The organism is Heyndrickxia sp. FSL K6-6286 (genome assembly GCF_038630395.1).
Lineage (GTDB): Bacteria > Bacillota > Bacilli > Bacillales > Bacillaceae_C > Heyndrickxia > Heyndrickxia oleronia.
Genome location: NZ_CP152029.1, coordinates 175001 through 199579 on the forward strand (window position 1 = coordinate 175001; position 24579 = coordinate 199579).

The 24579-nt window shown below is 34.4% G+C and carries 19 protein-coding genes and 1 pseudogene; all 20 read left to right on the plus strand.

Features of this window, described 5'->3' with window-relative positions; genetic code table 11:
• The first annotated feature begins 304 nt into the window (after positions 1-304).
• Positions 305-1279 (plus strand): cation diffusion facilitator family transporter, encoded by a 975-nt coding sequence (locus MHI39_RS01010; protein WP_259548601.1) that lies wholly within the window; start codon positions 305-307, stop codon positions 1277-1279.
• 179 nt (positions 1280-1458) lie between these two features.
• Complete coding sequence (gene rocF, locus MHI39_RS01015) at positions 1459-2358, plus strand: arginase (protein ID WP_058004312.1); 900 nt, start codon at positions 1459-1461, stop codon at positions 2356-2358.
• Positions 2359-2602: 244 nt separating this feature from the next.
• Positions 2603-3166: an RNA polymerase sigma factor SigW gene (gene sigW / locus MHI39_RS01020; RefSeq protein WP_058004311.1), complete on the plus strand. Its 564-nt coding sequence runs from the start codon at positions 2603-2605 to the stop codon at positions 3164-3166.
• A 5-nt stretch (positions 3167-3171) separates the two neighbouring features.
• Positions 3172-3798 carry an anti-sigma factor gene (locus tag MHI39_RS01025; RefSeq protein ID WP_058004310.1) on the plus strand — a complete coding sequence of 209 codons (627 nt, stop codon included), beginning with the start codon at positions 3172-3174 and terminating at the stop codon, positions 3796-3798.
• Between the two features lie 177 nt (positions 3799-3975).
• The gene (cdaA, locus tag MHI39_RS01030; RefSeq protein ID WP_058004309.1) at positions 3976-4800 is read left to right on the plus strand and encodes a diadenylate cyclase CdaA; all 825 of its coding nucleotides are present in this window, start codon (positions 3976-3978) and stop codon (positions 4798-4800) included.
• Positions 4793-6031: a CdaR family protein gene (locus MHI39_RS01035; RefSeq protein WP_078110658.1), complete on the plus strand. Its 1239-nt coding sequence runs from the start codon at positions 4793-4795 to the stop codon at positions 6029-6031. Before cdaA ends, MHI39_RS01035 begins: the two co-directional genes overlap by 8 nt.
• Positions 6032-6070: 39 nt before the next feature.
• A complete protein-coding gene (gene glmM / locus MHI39_RS01040) occupies positions 6071-7423 on the plus strand; it encodes a phosphoglucosamine mutase (RefSeq protein WP_058004325.1) in 1353 nt (450 codons plus the stop codon).
• Positions 7424-7873: 450 nt separating this feature from the next.
• On the plus strand, positions 7874-9664 hold the full coding sequence (gene glmS, locus MHI39_RS01045; protein WP_342540501.1) for a glutamine--fructose-6-phosphate transaminase (isomerizing): 1791 nt from the start codon (positions 7874-7876) through the stop codon (positions 9662-9664).
• A 151-nt stretch (positions 9665-9815) separates the two neighbouring features.
• Positions 9816-9947 carry a hypothetical protein gene (locus tag MHI39_RS01050; RefSeq protein ID WP_342540502.1) on the plus strand — a complete coding sequence of 44 codons (132 nt, stop codon included), beginning with the start codon at positions 9816-9818 and terminating at the stop codon, positions 9945-9947.
• 332 nt (positions 9948-10279) lie between these two features.
• Positions 10280-11047 (plus strand): annotated as a pseudogene (locus MHI39_RS01055) (TnsA endonuclease N-terminal domain-containing protein); the annotation flags it as partial.
• On the plus strand, positions 11044-13200 hold the full coding sequence (locus MHI39_RS01060; RefSeq protein WP_101356532.1) for a Mu transposase C-terminal domain-containing protein: 2157 nt from the start codon (positions 11044-11046) through the stop codon (positions 13198-13200). The pseudogene MHI39_RS01055 and the gene MHI39_RS01060, both read left to right, overlap by 4 nt.
• Complete coding sequence (locus MHI39_RS01065; RefSeq protein ID WP_342540503.1) at positions 13175-14866, plus strand: ATP-binding protein; 1692 nt, start codon at positions 13175-13177, stop codon at positions 14864-14866. The genes MHI39_RS01060 and MHI39_RS01065 overlap by 26 nt, the downstream gene beginning before the upstream one ends.
• Before the next feature lie 85 nt (positions 14867-14951).
• Positions 14952-16808, plus strand: a complete 1857-nt coding sequence (locus MHI39_RS01070; protein WP_342540504.1) for a TnsD family transposase — start codon at positions 14952-14954, stop codon at positions 16806-16808.
• Entirely contained in the window at positions 16801-18333 is a 1533-nt protein-coding gene (locus tag MHI39_RS01075) for a Tn7-like element transposition protein TnsE (RefSeq protein WP_101356531.1), read from the plus strand. The genes MHI39_RS01070 and MHI39_RS01075 overlap by 8 nt, the downstream gene beginning before the upstream one ends.
• Positions 18334-18921: 588 nt before the next feature.
• Positions 18922-20061, plus strand: a complete 1140-nt coding sequence (locus MHI39_RS01080; RefSeq protein WP_055737862.1) for an ATP-binding protein — start codon at positions 18922-18924, stop codon at positions 20059-20061.
• Positions 20062-20568, plus strand: a complete 507-nt coding sequence (locus tag MHI39_RS01085; protein ID WP_342540505.1) for a hypothetical protein — start codon at positions 20062-20064, stop codon at positions 20566-20568.
• A gap of 56 nt (positions 20569-20624) precedes the next feature.
• Complete coding sequence (locus MHI39_RS01090) at positions 20625-22403, plus strand: S8 family peptidase (RefSeq protein ID WP_342540506.1); 1779 nt, start codon at positions 20625-20627, stop codon at positions 22401-22403.
• A 226-nt stretch (positions 22404-22629) separates the two neighbouring features.
• Positions 22630-23358, plus strand: coding sequence for a hypothetical protein (locus MHI39_RS01095; RefSeq protein ID WP_101356529.1), 729 nt, complete (start codon positions 22630-22632; stop codon positions 23356-23358).
• Complete coding sequence (locus MHI39_RS01100; protein ID WP_061184583.1) at positions 23355-23600, plus strand: hypothetical protein; 246 nt, start codon at positions 23355-23357, stop codon at positions 23598-23600. Before MHI39_RS01095 ends, MHI39_RS01100 begins: the two co-directional genes overlap by 4 nt.
• A 390-nt stretch (positions 23601-23990) precedes the next feature.
• Positions 23991-24575 (plus strand): hypothetical protein, encoded by a 585-nt coding sequence (locus MHI39_RS01105; protein ID WP_055737866.1) that lies wholly within the window; start codon positions 23991-23993, stop codon positions 24573-24575.
• Positions 24576-24579 lie beyond the last annotated feature (4 nt).

Below are 24579 nucleotides of genomic sequence, written 5' to 3' on the forward strand. Positions count from 1 at the left end.
TCAGGGGTGCTTATGGAGTTTATAGTGCTTTTCTCAGTGAAATGGAAAGGTGTAGTGGTCTTCAGTCGATAGTTGTTAGTTAAACTTTTCTCAAATAGCAACATTGTTTGAGGAAAGAGACTAATTTTAAAATAATGGAGTTTAAATATGTAAAAAATGTAACTGAAAATAGTAGTTGTAATTAAACATCTTTGTGTATAATTAAAACAATAATTTCTGGACTAATGATGAAACGATTCTCCTTATCAAAAAAATTTATTAATACATACTTATTTGAAAGTCTTTGGAAAGTTGAGGTAGATATATGTTAGAGGTATTAAGGCTATTAAAGCATGGGAATAAATCAGCCATGCTCGCTGCTATTGTGAATGCAGTTATTTCAATTATAAAGGGAATTGCTTTTTTCTTTACTGGAAATGTGGCTATGTTTGCTGAAACTATGCATAGTTTAGGAGATGCTGCCAATCAATTTTTTGTCTTTATTGGATCCGCACTAAGTAAAAAGGCTCCGACCGATCGATTTCCAAATGGTTTTGGACGTCTTGTTAATTTAGTATTACTAGGGGCAGTATTAATTGTTGGGATTATGTCTTATGAAACGATTAAGGAAGGCTTTCATCATATAGTAAAGCCAACAGCTTCCGAAGGGTTTCTAATTAATGTTCTAGTTCTTGGAGCAGCTGTTATCCTTGAAGGATTTGTCTTATTTAAAGCAATGCGAGAGATCCTTCATGATGCTGGAGAAGAAGCAAAGGGTCCAAGCATTTTTTTTAAAAGCTTTAAGCATTTAGGAAAAGCTAAGCCTGCTACGAAATTAGTCTTTATGGAGGATACAGTAGCCACATTAGGTGGGCTACTAGCAGTTATTGCGGTTACAATATCCCATTTTACTGCCTTCCACCAAGCAGAAGGAATCGCATCTGTATTAATCGGGATTATGATGTTTTTTGTTGTTGGAAAGGTATTCTTAGATAATGCTGCAGGGGCTTTAGGAGAAGCAGACGAAGAAATGGAAGAGAAAATTGGCAACATCGTAATGCAAGACCCTGGCGTTAAAGATATACAAGATATCACAGTCGTTAAAGAGGGAGAGGAGCTTCATGTTGAACTTGAAATTGAAGTTGATCCAACTTTAACAGTAGCAGAAGCCGATGATATAAAAGACCGCTTAGAAGAGAGAATCATGGCCGAGAAGGGTGTTGCCGATGTGATTATTGAATTCGATGAGGATGATGGAGTTTCTAAGTGGGAAGAAGATAATAAAGAAGAAACCAAGTAATAGCAAAAGCTGTCTAATTTATTTAGGCAGCTTATTTTATTTGTAGGCTAGATTCCTCTCTTTTCTAAAAATACCTTCTCTTTCAAATTGCATATATATACAAAAAATTGTTGAGTTGAGTCAGAAGATTATGACGTATTAAAATAGAAATAGAAGGGTTTGAGAGAGGGGAAATAATAATGACAAAAAAAATATCTATTCTTGGTGTTCCAATGGATTTAGGTCAAGCACGTAGAGGAGTTAATATGGGACCTAGTGCAATTCGCTATGCAGATGTAATTGAACGTTTAGAAAGGCTAGGTTATGAGGTAGCTGATCATGGAGATATTGAGATCGGTGCTGCTGAACGACTACAAGATCCAGAAACAAATATGAAAAATTTGAAAGCGGTTGCGGATGCGAATGCAATCCTTGAATCAAAGGTCGATGAAATAGTAAAAGAGGGTGATTTCCCATTAGTCTTTGGTGGTGATCATAGTATTGCTATTGGGACGTTAGCAGGAGTTTCAAAGCATTATAGTAATCTAGGAGTTATTTGGTATGATGCTCATGGGGATTTAAATATTGCTGATACTTCACCTTCGGGGAATATACATGGAATGCCATTGGCAGCAAGTCTTGGGCATGGACATCCAACTTTAACAGAAATAGGGGGATATAGTCCGAAAGTAAAGCATGAAAATATTGTCATTATCGGTGCGAGAGACCTTGATGAAGGGGAAAAGGAACTGATTAAAGATAAAGGAATCAAAGTATATACTATGCACGAAATTGACCGTTTAGGTATGACAAAAGTGATGGAAGAGACAATTAGTTATCTAAAGGACAAAACAGATGGTGTTCATTTATCTCTTGACTTAGATGCATTAGACCCTAGTGATTGTCCTGGTGTGGGGACACCTGTTTTAGGGGGAATTAGTTATCGGGAAAGCCATTTAGCAATGGAGATGTTAGCAGAATCAGGTATGATTACATCTGCAGAATTTGTTGAAGTAAATCCGATACTCGATGAAAGGAATCGCACAGCGATGGTTGCAGTCGCCTTAATGGGTTCATTGTTTGGAGAAAAATTATTATAATCATGCAAATACAGTAGTTGTTTTAACTACTGTATTTTGTTTTAATCATTAAAAGGAGATGATATCTCGTTATCAATTATTATAACCAGAATAATTACAGATTTGTTTTTATTTATCCATTTTTGTTAAAAAACAAACATCCGTTGGTAGATATTTGATAAAATAAAAATAAAAATATTTTTTTTTGAAACCTTTTAGCTATTCATTCGTAACAATGTATAGCCGCTGGGGCGGGGGTATAGGAATGGAATTATTAGTTAAAAAAAGAATAAAACAAGTGTTAAAAGGCGACCAAAATGCATACGAGGAAATCGTAGAGATATATAAGGACAAAGTATTTCAAATATGCTACCGGATGTTAGGCAACTTACATGAAGCAGAGGATATTGCACAAGAAGCCTTCATTCGCGCCTATATCAATATTCACAGCTTTAAAGAGGAGAGGAAATTTTCAACCTGGTTATATCGGATTGCAACAAATCTATGTATTGATCGGTTAAGAAAGAAAAAGCCTGATTATTATCTTGATGCTGAGGTTGCAGGTACAGATGGCTTAACCTTGTATTCCCAAGTAGCGGCAGCGGGAAAAACACCAGATATAGAAGTTGAGGATTTTGAGTTGCAAGAAACGATACAGCTAGCTATTCTTTCTCTTCCTGAGAAGTATCGAACGGTTATTGTATTAAAATATCTTGAAGAGCTTTCATTAATTGAAATTAGTGAAATGCTAGATCTACCTCTAGGAACGGTTAAAACACGAATTCATAGAGGACGTGAAGCTTTGAGAAAGCAACTTCGAAATTTATAGAGAGGATGAGAACGAAATTGAATACTTGTTCTGAAGAAATGATTCTCTATATGCATGAATATATGGATGGAGATATATCCACAGAGCATGAAGCAACTCTGAAGAAACATCTTCAATCATGCCAAGACTGTGCAAAACACTTCCATGAATTAAAAAAGACAAGTGCATTTATAAAGAGTACCTCAATAATCACTGCACCAAATGACTTTGCATCAAAGGTAATGGCAAGATTGCCAAAAGAAAAGCGGAAAGTCGAAGTCAAAAGATGGTTCTCCCGTCATCCATTTTTGGCTGCGGCATCGTTATTTATTATTTTAATGGGTGGTAGTATATTCTCCTTTTGGAATAATAACCAGGAATTCTCTTTTACAAAGCAACCTAATTTACAAGTTGAAAACCACACAGTCATCGTCCCAGAAGGGGAAACGATTAAAGGTGATCTCATTGTAAAAAATGGTGATTTAAGAATAGAGGGAAAGGTTGAAGGGGATGTAACGGTTATTAATGGGGATCAATATATGGCATCAGCCGGAAATGTAACTGGTGATATTAAAGAAATAAATGAAATGTTTGATTGGTTATGGTATCAAATAAAAAATGGTGGCAAGGAAGTTATCAGTTTATTTAACTGAAATTTTTCCAAAAAGAGAGGGTGACCTTGGATAAAGGGCCCTTTTTTACTATTAATAGGGAATAAGATGTTCCTCAAGTAATTTTTTTTGAATACAAATATGTGGTATAATGTAGAGGTTTAAATAGGAAATTTTTTAACGGCTCTTGATGGATATAAAACTAATGGAGGATGGAACATGCCGTTTGCAGACTTCAATTTTTTCGATTATATTGCAAATATTGTCGATATACTCCTAGTATGGTATGTCATATATAAACTTTTAATGGTGATCCGCGGTACAAAGGCAGTACAAGTATTAAAAGGGATCATTGTTATTCTGATTGTACGTAATTTAAGTAATTTTTTGGGTTTAACGACACTAGATTGGATTATGGCGCAGACCCTTGATTGGGGATTTCTTGCCCTGATCATTATCTTCCAGCCAGAAATAAGGCGTGCACTAGAGCAATTAGGTAGAGGAAAGTTATTTTCAAGGGGAACAATGCAGGAAGAAGAAGAGCAATCAAGAATTATTGATGCAATTGTGACTGCCACAAGTTATATGGCTAAACGCCGAATAGGTGCTTTAATATCCATAGAAAGAGAAACGGGATTAGGTGATTACATAGAAACGGGCATTCCATTGAATTCTGCGATTTCTTCAGAATTACTGATTAATATTTTTATCCCTAATACACCTTTACATGACGGGGCAGTGATTTTACAAAAGAATCAAGTGGCAGCTGCGGCTTGTTATCTTCCTCTATCGGAAAGTCCCTTTATTTCGAAAGAGTTGGGAACAAGGCATCGTGCTGCAATAGGAATAAGTGAAGTAACAGATAGTTTAACCATTGTGGTATCTGAAGAAACAGGTGCGATCTCATTAACAAAAAATAGTGAACTACACCGTGATTTAAAGATTGAACAGTTCAAGGAACTTCTTCAAAAAGAATTTATGGTTTCTATGAATAAGCAAGCTTCCTCATCAATATGGAATTGGAGGGTGAAGAAGCGTGGATAAATTTATGGATAATAAATGGTTTATTAGAATTGTTGCTTTATTCCTCGCCTTGCTTCTTTATGTATCGGTGAGTATTGAAAATAATGATAAGAATAAAGATGTGAAACAAAAGGTAGAAAATGACGTTGTTGAAAACATGCCGGTCGAACTTATCTATGATCAACAAAATTTTGTTGTCACTGGTGCACCAGAAACGGTTGATGTAACGATAGATGGACCAAAAAGTTTAGTAAAAACAACAAAAAATCTTAAGGATTTCACGGTTTATATTGATTTGAGTAATGCTGAGATTGGAAAGCAACGAGTGAAGCTTAAATATAAGGATTTATCGGATAAGTTAACCGCTAAAATTTCACCTGCCTATGCAACCGTTGATGTCCAGGAGAAAGTAACAAAAGAATTTAAAGTAGATGCAGAATTTAATACGAATCTTTTAGCTAGTGGTTTTGAGTCTGAAAGTCCTATTGTTGATCCAAAAGTAGTAAAGATTACTGGTGCCAAAAATGTGATTGATCAAATAACATATGTTAAAGCAACGATTGATGCGAAGAAGGAAATTAACCAAACAATCACACGAAATGCTAAGGTTCAAGTTTTAGACAAGTCTTTGAATAAGCTGGATGTAGAGGTTGATCAAGATACTGTAGAAGTGACGATTCCAGTAAAGAATCCGAGTAAAACCGTCCCAATTACAGTGAACCCCATTGGTGATGAAAAAGATGGTGTAGTGATTAACAGCATCACGACAGAGCCAAAAAGCATCAAGATTTATGGACGTAATGATGTATTAAAAGATATCAAGGCGTTAAGTGTTGATGTAGATATAAGTAAATATGATAAGGACACTGAATTTGATGTTCATTTAAAAGTGCCTAAAGGTGTAAACAAAATTGAACCAGAAGTCGTCAGGGTCAAGTTAAATATTAGTGATAAAGAAGAAGAAAAAACGATACGCGATATCCAGGTAAGTAGTACAGGAATGAATGAAAACTATACAATGCAATTTTTATCACCTGCCAATGGAATGGTGGATTTGACAGTAATGGGCACGAGCAATTCGTTAAAGGCTATCAGTGCAAACGACTTTAATATATTGATGGATTTGTCAGGTCTAGCCCCAGGCGATCATGATGTTAATTTAAAGGTTGAAGGACCAAATGATGTGTCATGGGAGCTGTCGAATAAAACAGTGAAAATTCGCTTAACAGAGAAGGAAGACGAAAATATTTAATTGCAAAGTATAGTATTAGTAGAAGGAGCGAGTATTCGAATGGGTAAATATTTTGGTACAGATGGAGTTAGAGGAATAGCTAATACGGAATTAACACCTGAATTAGCCTTTAAACTAGGTCGCTGTGGTGGATATGTCTTAACGAAAAATACAGATAGACCCAAGGTGATCATTGGTCGAGATACACGCATTTCAGGACATATGCTAGAAGGCGCTTTAGTTGCAGGGTTATTATCTACTGGAGCTGAAGTGATGCGATTAGGTGTAATTTCTACCCCTGGGGTAGCTTATTTAACAAAAGCTTTAGGAGCCCAAGCGGGAGTTATGATCTCTGCTTCTCATAACCCAGTTGCTGATAATGGCATTAAATTTTTTGGTTCAGACGGATATAAGCTTTCAGATGAGCAAGAAGCTGAGATTGAAGAATTATTGGATCAATCCGTTGATCATTTGCCAAGACCTGTTGGTGGCGATCTTGGGGTAGTGAATGATTATTTTGAAGGTGGTCAAAAATATCTTCAATTTCTAAAACAAACCGTTGATGAAGAATTTACAGATATCCACATTGCTCTTGACTGTGCAAATGGGGCGACTTCTTCTTTAGCGACTCATTTATTTGCTGATTTAGATGCAGATGTTTCGACAATGGGTGCATCACCGGATGGATTAAATATTAATGACGGTGTCGGTTCAACCCATCCAGAAAGCTTGGCTGCGTTTGTGAAAGAAAAAGAAGCAGATGTAGGGCTCGCATTTGATGGAGATGGAGATCGAATTATTGCAATCGATGAAAATGGTGAAATCGTTGATGGCGATCAAATCATGTTTATTTGTGCGAAGTATTTAAAAGGTGAAGCTCGTCTTAAACAAGGGACGGTTGTCTCAACAGTAATGAGTAATCTTGGTTTCCATAAAGGTTTAGAAGAATTAGGAATAAAGAGTGTTCAAACAGCTGTAGGTGACCGATATGTTGTTGAAGAGATGAAAAATGGCGGCTATAACCTTGGTGGGGAACAGTCTGGTCATATTATTTTCTTAGATTACAATACAACGGGTGATGGGTTACTTACGGGTCTACAGTTAGTAAATATCATGAAAGCAACAAATAAAAAATTGTCCGAGTTAGCAGGCGAAATGAAAAAATACCCTCAGAAGCTTGTAAATATCCGTGTCAGTGATAAACATCATGTAACTGAAAACGAAAAAGTAAAAGAAATTATTAAACAAGTGGAAGGTGAGATGGCTGGAGACGGACGGATTCTAGTACGTCCATCTGGAACAGAGCCACTTGTTCGAGTAATGGCTGAAGCGTCAACAGTGGAAGCATGTGAAAGTTATGTGAATAAAATTGCTGAAGTAGTCAAAGCGGAAATGGGCTTACCAGAGGAATAAGTGGAATTATATGCATAAGGGGAACGAAATAGAGCCCTTATGCATATTTTTATGTTATGAGATTCTAAAGAATCTTTTGGTTGACCAAATAAATAAAGTAGTATATGATTATCTTGTTTTTACTTGCCAATTTGAAAAAAGGAGGATTGTAGTAGAATTTTAATGAAGTAAGCAACACAAAGCGCCAGAACTAAACAACGATCGGATAAAATTGTTTAGTTGACGAGGTGGAGGTTTATCGAAGTTTCGGCGGATACCTCCCGACTCCCACATAGTCGAGATCTTTTTCTCAAATCACTTGAGGTGACTCGGTGGACAAAGGAAAAAGAAATGTGAATCTAGGCTTGGTCTGTAAAAACGCACAAAAATGACATTAAATAAAAAACAGAGATAAGGGGGCAAGTGTGCCTCCTGGTATCTTGCCCCCTTTATTAGGGAGGAAGAATACAAATGTGCGGTATTGTAGGATATATTGGAAATCAAGATGCGAAAGAGCTTTTATTAAAAGGGTTAGAAAAGCTTGAATATAGAGGATATGATTCAGCAGGTATTGCTGTGAAAAATGATCAAGGTGTTCATGTTTATAAAGAAAAAGGACGTATTGCTGATCTTCGAGAAGTTGTTAATAACGAAATGTTAGCTACTATGGGAATTGGTCATACTCGTTGGGCAACTCATGGGGTGCCAAGTAAGGAAAATGCCCATCCACATCAAAGTGCATCTGGTCGATTTACACTTGTTCATAATGGGGTTATCGAAAACTATTCCTTATTACAACAAGAATATTTACAGGGTGTCACTTTAAAAAGTGAAACAGATACTGAAATTATTGTTCAGCTTGTAGAGAAATTTGTTTCAGAGGGATTAAGTACTAAAGAAGCGTTTCGTAAAACATTAACACTTCTACATGGATCATATGCTCTTGCCTTACTAGATGCTGAAAATGATGATACGATTTTCGTTGCAAAAAATAAAAGCCCACTACTTGTTGGAGTAGGTGAAGAATTTAATGTCATTGCAAGTGATGCAATGGCAATGATTCAAGTAACTGATCAATTCATTGAGCTAATGGATAAAGAAATGGTGATTGTAACAAAGGATGAAATCATCATCGAAAATCTCCAAGGGGAAAAGATTTCAAGAGAACCTTATAAAGCATTAATAGATGCAAGTGATATTGAAAAAGGAACATATCCTCACTATATGTTGAAGGAAATTGATGAACAACCACTTGTGATGAGAAAAATCATTCAAGCTTACCAAGATATTAATGGTGATTTAACAATTGATTCTGATATCATTCAAGCGATGAATGAAGCTGATCGAATCTATATCGTTGCTTGTGGCACAAGCTATCATGCTGGTCTTGTTGGAAAGCAAATGATTGAAAAGCTTGCTGAAGTTCCAGTAGAGGTCCATGTTGCTAGTGAAATGGGCTATAATATGCCATTATTATCGAATAAGCCATTATTTATCTTTATCTCTCAAAGTGGAGAAACAGCAGATAGTCGTGCAGTACTCGTGAAGGTGAAAGAGCTAGGCTATAAAGCAATCACTATTACAAATGTTCCAGGATCAACATTATCCCGTGAAGCGGATTATACATTATTATTACATGCAGGTCCTGAAATTGCTGTTGCTTCAACGAAGGCGTACACTGCTCAAATTGCTGTACTAGCTATTTTAGCAAGCGTAACAGGCAATAAAGGTGATCTTGATCTTGTTCACGAACTTGGTATCGTCGCGAATGCGATGGAAGTTCTTTGTGATTCGAAGGAAGAATTTGAAAAGATGGCCTATGAATACTTCACAGTTACACGCAATGCTTTCTTCATCGGGCGTGCCCTTGACTATTACGTATGTCTTGAAGGAGCTCTGAAGTTGAAGGAAATTTCCTATATTCAGGCTGAAGGATTTGCTGGCGGAGAATTAAAACACGGCACGATTGCCTTAATCGAAGATGGAATACCAATCATCGCTTTAGCAACACAAGAAAATGTCAACTGGAGCATTCGTGGAAATGTAAAAGAAGTTGTCGCTCGTGGAGCCAACCCTTGCATTATCTCCATGAAAGGTTTAGAAACTGACGAAGACCGCTTCGTCGTTCCAGAAGTACATGAATTATTAACACCTCTTGTCTCTGTGGTACCGTTACAGCTACTTGCATATTATGCGGCATTACATCGTGATTGTGATGTGGATAAACCACGTAACTTAGCGAAGAGTGTGACGGTGGAATAAGGAAAAGAATTGTTTATTGGGTGATTGTGGATTTGAAATAAAGTCGCGATGTTTATAAAAAAGATGCGATGTTTTGAAGAAAGTCACGATGTTTTAAAGAAAGTTGCGAAGCTTTCCCCCTTTAGATATGATTGTCTAAAGGGGTGTTTTTATGTCTAAAAGAAAAAGAACATCTAAAATTGAGAAGTGGATTAAGGAAGGTCGTGGCTCAGGAATTGGTTCAGAATTGTCTTCACCCAATAAACTCGCTCCTGACCAAAAAAACTCGGTTCAGGACAAATAAAGTCGTATCAAGATCGAAGGAAATCCATAGCAATATCTGGAGACCTTCAGTTTTTCGGAATAGAATAAAAGCCAGAAGGAATAAGGGTTTTCGAGCCTTTATTCCTTTTTCTTTTCCCCTAAAACCTAATCCCTTAACTCTACTATGGAACGACTTTTTTAGTCCAAAATGGTTGTAAAATCTGAACAAAAATTAGATAAATGTGGGGAAAATGCGGGAACGACTTTATTAGGCGGAGAATATTGGAAAATGGCTTGAAGTCAGTAGGAGCAAGGGTTTGAGGGTGGTTGAGGGGGAAGGGGAGTTGGAACAAGTTTTTTAGGTGGATACAAGAATATAAACCATGGTTAAAGATCCAAGATGTATCTTCGTTAGGTAGATCTACTCGCTTGAAAGGAATTAAGACAAAAAGGCAGCATGAGTTTTTATCAGATTTAGAACGAAACTACTTTTATATTACCGAATATTCGGATTTGGTTCTTGATATTCGTGAACAATTTCCTTTACTTCCATTTGAAGAAACAATTGTCATTGCAGATGAGTTAGGTATTAAACATCCTACCGATCCTAGAACGGGAGAACCGATTGTGATGACAACGGATTTTTTATTAACGATTAATAATGGACAAAGCGTATTTGAAGTAGCTCATACAATTAAAATGAAGGATGAATTATTAAAAGAGCGTATACTTGAAAAGTTTGAGATTGAACGTGAGTATTGGCATCGAAAAGGAATTGATTGGGGCATTGTAACAGAAGAAGAAATACTTAAAACAATGGCAAGAAACATCAGTTATATCCACGATTACTATGACATTCGAGATTATGATGTATTTCGAGAAATGAGTGCACAGCATATTGAAGACTTATCTATTTCTTTAATGCAAAGGCTATTAGGAACTACAGAAAGCATTCGTAAAATCACAAATGAATTTGATACAGATACGCATTTGCCTTTTGGTAGTGGTGTAACGTTGTTTTATCATTTATTATCTCGAAAAATCATCATCATAGATATGATTGAGCCTTTAAATTTGGAAAAGCCAATCACCATTAAGTCGATTGATGATAGCAATCTGAAGAAGGTGAAATACGGATGATGTTGATTAACCAAGTGCTTCAATATGTATCTGATTCAAGAAGATTACGTGTTATTGAGATAGAAGAATCTTATGTATATATAGTCAATATTGATACGACAAGTGCTATGCCCCAAAGGGAACTTTATTTAAACTTACAAACAGAGATGAATCAAGATGAACTGCTTGTTGTAAGTGATCCTTATGCAAAAGCTATCCCAGATAATGAGCTCACAGAAGTCCAAATTCGTAAACGTGAAGAAGATTGGCGAACAGTAGAAGAATATATCCTCCCTAATATAAGTGAGTTACTACGAAAAAAAGGAAGAGAAAAGAAAATTACTGAAATCGTTAAGACAAGTGGAGTTGGAAAAACGAAAATAAAAAAATTACTTAGCCGTTATTGGCAGCGTGGTATGAATAAAAATTCCATGTTACCAGACTATGCAAATTCTGGTGGCAAGGGTAAAGCAAAGTCTTTGAAAGAAGCCAAAACAGGTCGTCCACGTAGAGTGAACATTCATGGCGATTATCAAACTGGTATTAATATAACAGACGAAGTGAAGCTACAGTTTGAGCATGCCATTAATAAATTTTACCGAAAAACGAACAACTACTCATTAAAAGATGTCTATCATTTCATATTGCGTGATTTTTATTCCGACCGTTATAAAGAAAATGGTGAAATGAAATATAGAGTATGGGAAGTAAACAGAATACCGTCTTACAATCAGTTTTACTATTGGTTTAAGAAAATAGAAGATCCAAAGAAAGATATTCAGTTCCGTAAAAGTGCTAAAGAATATGAACTGAAGCATCGTCCTATTTTAAGTGATTCAAAATCGGAAACGAATGGTCCAGGTACTCGCTTTCAAATTGATGCTACAATTGCAGATATTTATTTAGTGAGCTCGTTGGATGTAAATAAAGTCATTGGTCGCCCTGTTATTTATGCTGTCATTGATGTGTATTCACGAATAATAACAGGACTATATGTTGGATTAGAAGGACCTTCATGGATTGGAGCGATGATGGCTTTAGATAATATGGTAGCAGACAAGGTGGAGTTTTGTAAGAAATATGGAATCGAGATTACTGAGGAACAATGGCCAACAAAACATTTACCTGAAATTATTATTGCAGATCGTGGAGAGTTTGAAGGATATTCTGTCGAAAATTTAATCAATAACTTAAATATAAAAATAGAAAATACGACAGCATACCGAGGAGATTTAAAAGGAATTGTTGAGCGCAAATTTCGTACGTTTAACGGCAAGATAAAACAGAAGGCTCCTGGTGCAATTCAAAAGGAATATCGAGAACGTGGAGATCAAGATTATCGTTTAGATGCTACGTTAAATCTTAAAGAGTTCACAATATTAATTATTACGCTAGTCCTTCATCATAATCATAAAATCATTGATAAATATCCAATGGAAAAAGAAATGATTACAGACGGTTTAGTACCAACACCAGTTAATTTATGGAACTGGGGCATTCAAAATCGTAAAGGGCGATTAAGAACAATCGATCGTAATATTCTACGCTTAAATGTGTTACCACGTGGCAAGGCAACAATTTCTAGAGCCGGTATTAAGTTTAAAAACTTGTTATATGGTTCACGACAAGCAATTGAAGAACAGTGGTACTTGAAGTTAAAAAATCGCAGTATTGAAATTGTTTATGATCCTCGTAATGTCGAGAAGATATATATTCCTCATGATAATGGTATGGATTATGAAGCGTGTATATTACTTGAGCCAAGCCAACAGTATCGAAACGACTTTTTAGAGGAAATCGTTTTTTATCAACAGCTACGTAGTGAATTGGAAGAAATCGAACGATCTCATCAAGTACAGCTAACAATTAATACGGATGCCATGATGAATGAAATAATAAAAAAAGCAGAGAAGAAGAAAAAGCAATCATTCAATCAACCGACAAGTAAGAAAGAAAAAATTGTTTCGATAAGAGATAACAAACATACGGAAAAACAGTTAAATCGTGTAGAGGAGAAGTTTGATTTATCGCTAGCTGTAGTCAGTGATCAACCAGATATTATTGATTTTGTAACAAAAGAAAAAGTGCAAGATGACATACCTAAAAAATCCAGTTCGCGTCTAATGGAAAAACTAAAGAAGAAGCGAGATGAGAAGTTTGGAAAAGACGAATAATCTTGTCCTTAAAGGTGATTTTGGGAAAGCAACATATAGGGAACAAGCTTTATCTGAGTATAGTAACAATCCATTCATCGAAGCTCTTCCATGTATTTTCGATGAAGACAATGTACTAGAGCGATTTATGGTGACCCCACGTATTACACAGCAAGAAAAGCAAAGTGAAACGAATATCCGATATCATGTGCTAAAACGTGTGAAAAACTTTATTCAGCCTTTACCAATTCATTTTGAAGTAGAACGGAGACTTTCTACGCTAATACGTAGAGGTTACTTAGCTCGAAATCCTTTAGAGAAAACGTTTTTTGAACGTATTCGAGTATTACACCAATTACGTGAAGATGAGGAAAAAGCTCATAAATATATTGATGAGCGCTTGAATTATATTCGTTCTACAGCAGATAGTTTATCAATTATCGGTATATCTGGTATTGGTAAAACAACAGCAATTGAACGATTGTTACTTATGTATCCTCAAGTTATTAAGCATGAGACGTATAAAGGCCAGCCTTTTAACCGTACACAAATTGTTTGGCTTAAAATTGATTGTCCATATGATGGCAGCTTATCAACACTTTGTAAAAGCTTTTTCAAAGCGATTGATGACTTATTAGGAACTCGTTACCTAGAGAAGTACGGCTACTTAAATCGTATTACATCAACAATGCTTTTACATATGACTTCATTAGCCAGTATGTATGGTATTGGTGTACTAGTCATCGATGAAATTCAGCACCTTTTACATTCCAAGAACGACCAAGAGGAAATGCTGAATTTCTTTGTTACGCTATCAAATACAGTTGGTATCCCCACAGTATTAATTGGTACTTCAAAGGCACAGCAATTATTTAAAGGTAACTTCAGACAAGCTCGTCGTGCAGCAAGTGACGGTGCGATTATTTGGGATCGTATGGCTGAGGACAGTGAGGAATGGGATTTCTTTTTAGAAACTTTATGGGAATTACAATGTCTTAAAACACGCTCAGAACTTACTGAAGATGTGAAAAAGACTTTTTATGAGGAATGTCAGGGGATAACTTCGGTTGCAGTAAACTTGTTTATTTTAGCACAGGAGCGAGCTTTATTTGACGAATCAAATGAAGAAGAAAGAATTACTCCACGTGTTCTGAAGAAAACAGCAAAAGAAGAAATGAAAATTATCCAACCAATGCTTAATGCAATTCGTAAAAACGATTTAAAAGCGATGTATAAGTACGAGGATATTATGATTAATCTAGATGATCTGATGATTAATCATAAGCAAAACACAGAGTATGAAGGTAAAATCAAAAAGGCGATGAAAGAACGACAAAATACTTTGGGATATAAGCGACAGGATACGATAGAAAATTTAACTGTGGAGGTAGCCTCACTAGGAATTTTTGATAATCTGGAATTGAGTGATATTAAGCGAATTATAATCAAAATTGTTGAAAATTACCCGATTGATACAGATTTAAATGTATTAAAAACAGATTCAATTCAACAAGCTATTACAATAAATCAACAAAAGAAAAAAAATAAAGAATCAAAGATGCAAAAGGGAGAATTATTGCCATTGTTAACATTAAGAACAGCAGCAATTGAAAAAAAACAACACCCTTATGAATTGTTGAAATTAAAAGGATTTATTAAAAGTCCACTACAAGAATTCTATAAGTAAATTAGAAATTAAGTTATGAGGTGTCTAAAAACCTAGATTGATCGACATGATAGAAGTATGTCGAATAAAACTAGGGGGATTTCGGATGCTACCGTTCTTTACGAACCCATATCCTGATGAATTGATGTATTCAGCGATTGCTCGTTATCACTTTTATAGTGGCAATATCGATTTTAAGGACACATTGGAAGAAGTATTTCAAAGTCGTACTGTGATACCAAGTGTAGAGATTGGCAGCCATTTTTCTGTACTAGTTGAGCAATTTGGCTCTAACTATTCTGTTGAGAGCCTATTAGCCAAGCATACAATTTATCCTTTCTATGCTCCTTTTCTTTCTAAGAACCGCCAGAAAGAACTTCTACATGATGTTCAAGGAGATGGAAAAGGACTTTATATAAGACTTGGGATGGTCGCAGGAGGTATTTGTAAAAAAGACTGGCTTTGTTATTGTCCAGAATGTGCTGCTAATGATATTGATCAGTATGGAGAACCCTATATTCATCGTGAGCATCAGCTACAAGGAATTGATTTCTGTGCGCATCATGAATTGAAATTAAAGAAGTATCCTGTAGATCCTTCAAAGCAGAGTCGAATAGAATTTATTCGATTCGATAAAAGGTCACTGAACTTATCAATGATTCAAGAAGTTGAACCAAAAGAGTTCGAAGCTATTCAAATTGCTTTGGCAAAGAAAGCTTATCAACTGCTGCAAGTCCCAATAGATCGATTTTCAAGAGAATCTATTAATCATAAATATCGTGTTCTTTTACGTGAGCACAAATTAATAACAACTTCTAATCGAGTTCGGCAGAATGAGCTATACAAAGCATTTAAATCAAAGTTTCCAAAAGGATTTTTAGTTAAATATGAATCAGAAATCGATGTTGATGATGAGTACAATTGGCTGAGGATCATTACACGCAATCTAAAACGCCATTCACATCCTTTCCGTCATTTGCTTATGCTTTATTTCTTAGAACAAGATGTAGATTCTTTTTTACAAGTTGAAACTGATACAGGTCCTTTCGGTTGTGGCCCATGGCCTTGTTTAAATAAGGCAGCTAATCATTATAAGGAATGTGTGATTCCTGAAGTAAATGTTACGAGAGATTTTAAATCAAAAGCACCTATTGGTACGTTTGAATGCTCTTGTGGTTTTATTTACGCTAGAAAAGGCCCGGATAGATTATCTGAAGATAAATATCGAATTGGACGTACAAAAGCCTATGGGGATGTATGGAAGGCTAAATTACATGAACTAACAGCTAAAGGGATGTACAGTACAAGATTAATAGCGAATATACTTGGTGTAGATACGAAAACAGTTAAAAGGCAACTTTCCTTAGCTGTGAAAATAGAGGAATTATCTGAAAAGGATTTCCCACCTAAGTTACATATGTATCGAAACCAATTATTAAAAGGGATACAGCTTTATCCAGGTTTTTCAAGAACACAAATACGTAAGTGCTTCTCAAAAGAATATATGTACCTGTATCGCCACGATTATGAATGGTTGTTTGATCAGTTACCTATAGTTCAGGCGAAGGAGAAGCCAAAATCAATTGTCGATTGGGGCATACGTGATCGGGAGTATCTTTCTAAAGTGAAACAGCTTTACAAAGAATTAATTGAAATAGATAAGCCCATACGTATCACAATTTCGATAATTGGGAAACGTCTAGGAATCTTATCAAATTTGGTGAAACATCTTGATAAGTTGCAACAAACTGAAAAATATCTAAATAAAATTACGGAATCTACACTACAATTTCAGATTCGACGTTGCTGTAAAATAATTGACAGTATGTTACTAAAAAAAGAACCAGTATTGCTATGGAAAGTACAACGAATTGGTGCTGTGAAGTCACATCATTTTAACGAAATAAAATCTCATTTAGAAGTGTATATACGAACAAAACAGGAAGTGGATGATTATGAGTAAACAACAGGTTAAAATTGTTTGGCCATTTGTAAAGGGGGAAAAAGCCGAATTAATCTGGATTGGTGAGCCCTTCCGACAAGAAAATAAAATAATGATACATGCTTATTTTCGTGTGCATGGGCGAACAGAGAAAATTCTGATGGACTGGGGAACTTTACCCTGCTTAGCAATTCAACACTTTTATTCAGATGGAACCATAACAACAAGTCATCCCCCTCAAGGAGCTCGAGAAGTAGATATAACCATTTATCCTAACGGAGTAAAGTATTATGAAAGGCCATGGAACATTCGAGGTAGCGATGATTCTGCAACCTCCCGTAGTTTCGTATTCTCATATGATGGCAAGAATATTATTTTACCTGTTATTGAAGTGTTACGTAGTATCTTAGCCCCGAATGTCTTTCTTTTATATCGCTTGTTTGAATCGAATTCATTTCCTCAATATTTCACGGAAACATACGAACCTAATAAAATTCATCTTAGTTTTTCATCACAATATGAGTTGAAATATACAAAGACAACGTTTATCTATCAACTTGCGTGGCTGCTAACGAACAGTGATATACGACAAGTATATGAAAATATCGCCTTTACTTGGTTGCAAGAAAAGACTTTGAAATTTGAATGGGATTTTACACAACCGATCACCATAATAGCTCGTGTAAAAGAAAAGAATAACACATGTACAGTATTACAAGTTGTTAATGTGAAAAATAAATATATTCCGTATGAACATATTTCGATTTCGCATCCAGAAATACTGGATCGAGAGAAATCTAATGAGGCAAAGAAATTCACATATCGTTTACTAAATAAAAAGAACGATGAAGATGGTCTTACATTAGATGAACAAGCCGGTGGTTCTACAGAAGATTTTGATCTTTTACAAATGAATCAGTTGAAACATGAATATACATCGGTACCTAAAATTAAACGTATAAAAAGTAGTTCTTCAAAGCAGCGAACAAGAGAGGATGAAAATACAAAGAAATACTTTGGAGAAAATAATTCAATTCGGTCTACAGCAGACACTGGAGGTCAAAAACTGGCAAGAGGGCTAGAGCATCAAATGTTGCACGAAATACAAGCTCAAGGTGAACTACAGGATTTTATTAATGTTTTAAAGATTCTAGAACAATATCCACAAATTAAGGCAATTCGAGCGTTTATGGATGTTTTACCAGATGGATCAGGAGAGCGTAGGTTTACTAAATTAAGTGATGGTATAACCAAACGAAGATATGTGACTGCCGAAGTATATATGGTTAATGGAAAGTTGTTTAATATTTTAGAAGTGGAGCGAGAGAATCGATCATTGTCGATGTTAATTTTATCTGCTACCTTTATTCACGAATGGAAACCTATGTATAATCGTTTGCTTGTAAATTTGGTTAATAATAGTGGTACCTGGACAAGTAAATCGTTAAGAGACAGCCAAAATGAAGGAGTTAATATAATTAAGGCAAAGCACAGTAAAAATAGTATTCATCATAAGGCAGAAATCCTATTAAGCAAGTTACTATAGAAATATTATCCAAGGAAGAATTGGGACGTATTGGGATATGAGGTAGCATTAATTATCTTTGCTGACTTTCTTAAAGAAAGATAGAATTAAGAGCTTTAAGAATAACTTATCTTTATAATGGAATATATTGGAATCACTGAGATAGAATTAATGAAATATTTTTTTAGCTAATAACGTCCTTTGTGTGGGTGGATTTACCGTATCGACTTGAAGTAGAAATACTAAAAAGACAACTTCCTATTTAATTCCATAGGGGAAGTTGTCTTTTTGTATAAACTTCTCAAAAATCATTAGTTTTACACCGTTCTCTTAAAGTGGATTCGAGATATAGTTTTTAGTTATGTATCGGTATTTGTTTTTTTCTTCTAGTCGGTTGCTTAATTCATTGCGACCTTTCTTCCTAGAGAACTTAAAGTAAAAGAGATAGAGGATGCTATCTCTTTGTTTTATTTCTTACCCTGCTGAAATATAAAAAACATTGAATAATTCCACTGATTTGGATAGTATATATAAGTAAATGGATAAAAATATTACAAATATGGATAGTTTTTTAGGGTTTTTGGATAATGTTAGTAAGGAGGATGTACCGTGAAATATTATACTGAGTTATTAAAAATAATTGAAGGAGGAATAAAAAAAGATTCCCAGAAAGTAAATGATTATGCTACTTTATTAGCAAAAAAGTTAAAAGATGATGGTGAAGAAAAAAAATCACAAAGAATAGAAAAAATACTAATGAAATCAGGTAGTTTTGATGAAAATACAATAAACTATTCTAGGCAAGTCCCATTTGATAGTGAATCTAAACTTGAAGTAGCAACAGTCTTAATGCCGATTCAAATAGAAGAAAAAACACTGTTCTACAATGAATCTTTAAGACAACAAATAGATGAGTTTATTGATTCTTATAAAGAATCTGATCGTCTTGCATCATATGGGTTAAATATCCCTTCTACTTTGTTATTATATGGCCCCCCAGGGTGTGGGAAAACAGAATTAGCATTTTTTATTGCAAAAAGGCTCAACTTACCAATTGTAATTGCAAGATTAGATACTTTAATCTCATCATATTTAGGAAGCACTTCAAAGAATATAAGAATGTTATTTGAATATGCAAAAAAAAACCCGTGTATTCTATTTTTGGATGAATTTGATGCAATAGCAAAACTAAGAGACGATGTAAATGAACAAGGTGAATTGAAAAGGGTAGTAAATTCCTTGTTGCAGAATATTGATTTTTTAAATGATAGAAGTGTTTTAATTGGTGCAACGAATCATGAGAATTTACTAGATAAAGCTATTTGGAGACGATTCGGCACTAGATTAAATATTAGTTATCCTGAGAGACAATTAAGAAGAGAAATAATTATCCAAATACTCTCTGATATAGGTTATAATACCTATAAAAGGAACTTCTTAGATGTATTGGTTGATTTATTTGAAAGTTTATCTGTAGCTGATATAGAGCAAATATTAAAAAAATCTGTTCGAACAGCAGTATTAAAAAATAGAGAAACTGAATTTTTAGACTTTATTGAGGGATATTTCAATTATATCGCTACAGATGTTAATTTGGATGGTGACCCAGACGCTGTACGTAGAGAAAAATTAAAGTTTTTATTAAAGATTAATCCTTCTTTTAGTCTAAGAATGTTAGGACAAATATTAAATTGCCATCACAATACAATAAGAAGTGATTTTAAAAAAATCCAAGGGGAGTTGGAGTAATTGGCTAATCCAGATTTTCCGGCAAAACAGATAGGATTAAGAGCTAATGACAGACAAAGAGGTAATCATATGAAAATTTCACCAGGTCCAAAGACTTGGTATTATGATGAAGGTCCAACTATAAGAAAACACTTTAAAAAATTAATAGCCCAAATAGAAAGTATTTTAGATGTTGAATTAGAAAGATATGCAGATTTTATTAGAAATAAATCGGAGTATCCTTTTCCAATATTATTTGAACTTCAAAATAATAAAATCGCAAAGAATCATAGGCCAACATCTATATTAAATCAAATTAATAGTGAAGTTATTGCTGTACAGGATATCGGAGTTCTTGTCGTTGGCGCATCTAAGTCTTCTTTAGAAACATTAATAGAACTAATATATGATGTCATTGAAGTGGTTCCAAATAACCGTAGAGAATGGTTGTTTTATAGAGATGAGCGTGAGGCAGTTACTAAGAGTAAAGAAAATGGTATGAAGTTATTCATCAGCTCACGTGTATAAATAATATAAAACTTTATAATAATGAATTAGTCGTTGAAAATTTAAACGAAGATGAAATGATTAACATTAAAGAGGACAAAGAGTTTAAGGTCAGGTTTTTTAATTATGGTGATTCGGAAATAAATCAAATAGTTTTAACTGCATTTTTAAAGCAATTAAAAGATTATGGGATAAATAGAAGTAAAATTAGGAAAATGGACTTTGTTAACTCTGTAGAAGTTTATGCGATTCCTTATCTGTCTGATGAAATAATCCAAATAGCTTCCCACTTTCCTGGAGTAGAGTCTGTTTCTAGTTTTGTTTATTTTGAATCGGGCTCGCAGGAAACTTTAGTAGAAGATGAAATTATTGATATTATAAATTCGTTGCCAGGTAATGAATACCCAAAAGTTGCAATTGTAGATTCTGGTGTTTCCTCTGACAATCACCACCTAAAACCTTGGGTAGAAGATGTTGATAACTATGTGATTGAAACAAATCAAAATAATTATCATGGTGATTTTGTTGCAGGAATAATAAATTACGGACACATATTAAATGAAAATTTAACTAATGTTGTAGATTCTGGAGTTAAGATACTTGATGTTATAGTACTTCCTGATCCAGAAAAAGAGAAAGTAAGAGAAGATGATTTATTATCATCACTTGAACAGGCTTTAGAGGAATACTCGGATACGTATAAAGTTTGGAATTTATCTCTGTCTAGTAAGAGACAATGTACAGGGTTTGTATCAGAATTCACTGCATCGATTGATGAACTACAAAAAAGATATAATGTGATTTTTGTTGTCGCTGCTGGAAATACCACAAATAGTCGTATTAATAGAATTACATTGCCTGCTGATTCGGTTAGATCAGTTACTGTGGGCTCAATTGCTTTAAATAGCAGTATAGGTGATGTTGTAGAAGAGAATATGATAGTTCCTTATTCAAGAGTCGGCCCTGGTATTGGCCTTTCGATAAAGCCTGATGTAGTACACTTTAGTGGTAATCCGTCTAACCACCCTATATATTCATTAGATTCTAATGGTAAAAGGATTGGAGATTTCGGGACTAGCTTTTCTACCCCATTGGTATCAGCAATTATAGCTGAATATTTTAGTCTTTATCCTCAGAACATGTATCCGTTAATGGCGAAAACATTGTTAATACATGGTGCTAAAAACCCAGTAGGTAAAGATAGAATAAAAGAAATATCAGCTCATTATGAATATGGATATGGTTTGCCCCGAAGAATATCAGATATTTTAAATGGGGATGAGCATGAAATTACTTTATTATTCGAAGGAGAAATTGATTCTTCAAGAGGTACCAATTGGATAAAAATTGAGGAGTTCCCTTTTCCGGAATCTTTTTTTGATGAGGAAAACCAAAAAATTAAAGGAAATATTCTTGTAACTTTGGGGTATGAAACTCCATTAAATGCAAGATATGGAAGTGAATATTGTAGGTGCAACCTTGATGTTCGTATTCGAACAAAAATTAGCGATTCTTATAAAAAAATTACAGAAGGAAGCAAAACTGATGATGCTTCATTTGATGCAAAATGGGAAAGAGATAGAATAACTAGTGAATCAAAGTGGTCCAATATTAAGCAAGTCGAATTTAAGAGTCCTGTAGGTAGGCAAGGTACAGATGATATGATTTTAGAAGTATTACCTACTTGGAGAAACCTAGACGAAAAGGAAAGAGTACCATTTGTAATAGCATTAACTATTAAAGATCCTAAAAGAGAATTACCAGTATATAATGAAGTTGCTCAAAAACTAAACGAATCATTTGCAACAACAGACCTTAGACTTAAAAACGCACCGGTTAAGATCAGTGTACGTTAGTCCTAAGTGACTTGAAAATAAATTTAAAAAGTTATAGAGCTACTTGCAATTACAATTGTACGTAGCTTTATTATTTGTTTTGTTAACCAAATGATATTGAAGGAGTCGTTTAAACTGATTAATAGAACTAGAATTTTCATTAGTTCTGCTTATGAAGATGCTTTAAAAGATACTAGAAAGATTGTAAAAGATCATTTAGAGAAAAGCGGACATGAGGTTCCTATATTTGAAGATGGAGACTTTGGATCATGGGAGAGTGATACCTTACAACAATGGCTATTGGTTATACGAATTTGATATTGCACGTTCTCAGGAACAAGCAAAGAATATATCTGCATTATTAAGTACTTCGTTAAGGTCAGTTGTAAATCTAATCCCTGAAAGAACGAAGTTAAATGAACTTAAGAATCAAACTGCTAACTTAATGAACTATGCTAACTATACACTTACCTTACTTTCAGAAAAAAACTTAATAATGAATAATGAAATTGGAAATTGGTCAAACTTTTTAGAACAGGCAATTAATTTTTTACAGAAGGACAAAGAAATCATTGTAGCTCCAGACTTTAATCCGACTAGAGTAAACATAATAAGAGGTTGTAAGGCTGCATCACTTTATCATTATAATGAGAACACACCCCAAAAATTAATTTTATTAGGGGCAACTGGAAATGTTACTGCACCTGATACTTTTGATTTAACTAATTCAAATGTCTATGTAGTGGATGCATTTAACCAACAAGAGAAAATTATTTTTTATAGGGAAGAAAAACAAACTTTGTATATAACTGAACCCATAGGTGAATGTGTACTTTGTCTCCATTTTCCTTTAGTTGAACGGTGGAATAATGATCAAGTAAAGGCACACATTGACTTAATCGAATATGCTATAATTAAAGAAGAAGATGAATATTTCTACGAGTACTTAAAATTGCTGATAGGAGGGAAATTATGAGAAAAGAGAATTATGAACATGATTCTTCCGTTATTATTAAACGTTCCCCAGCAGTAAGTGGAAGGAAAAATCTAAATACGTTATCCGCATCATCTTTAAAATGCTCAATAGTGGTAAGGAGTAATCCACCTATAGTAAAAAGTGTAAGTAATGAGATTGCAAAAAATATATTTACTCTAGATAAGGTACTAAGAGAATCTAATGAGATTCTGCCTTGGGATAGACAACTTGAAAACAGGTAATTAAATGAGTTATCCTTCCATGTACTTGTTTCAAAAAATGTTTGAAACAAGTTTTATCTAGTCTTAATGGAGGAAAGTCTCCTAAGTAATCAAACTTTTTATTAAAAATAAATTTAGCTAAAATTAACCTCATTCGTTTTGAGTAATCTTTTTTCAAAACGGAGGGGGTTTTTCTTATAAAATCAACATTCAAAGCATATTTTTGTTCAAACTTTAAATCAAACCAACAACAATTCTTTAATAGTACATAAAGCTGTGATTTCCTGAACAATTATATTGAGAGGATATCGGTAATTTTCACCTTATTCCATGTGAAAAAAGATGTTTTTCCGAATCTATTAACATGTTATCTTAAAAGAAAGAATATTTTAGGGAGGGAGTTCGTGCTTTATGCCAAATTGTGATTGGGGTAGACCATGTGATTGTAAGGATTGTAGAACAGACCAATTCAGTATAATATGCCCTCATTGTGGATTTAACAATGTCTTAAATGTTTTGGGTAGTGCTGAACTTAAGTCGGATAAGAAAGGCAGTTCGGGTTATGAATTTACCTATCCATCTGGAACAAAGGAATTAAACTGCTATTGTTGTTCAAAGATTATTCCAGATGTTCGTTACTATGATGGTTATAATGAATACATATGTAAAATTAATATTAAACTTTATCAGAACAAATTAAATGGACTTGTTTGTAGTTCTTGTGGTGTGATAGACGGGGAACTGAAAGGAATTAAGTTTGTAAAACTAATTAAATTTGATAATAAACTTTATTGTCAGAAATGCATTATTGATGCAGGAGTAAAAAAAATCCCTAATCCTTCAAACGAAAATGAAAAGTACGTTTTTAACGGGGAAAAGTTGAAATGGGAATTACATAAGATAAGAATTCCTTGTCCCTCATGTCATAAAAAAAGATGGTTAAATGCTGAAAATAGATGGAAAACATTATGTAAAAAATGCTACCTAACTTCATAAGTAT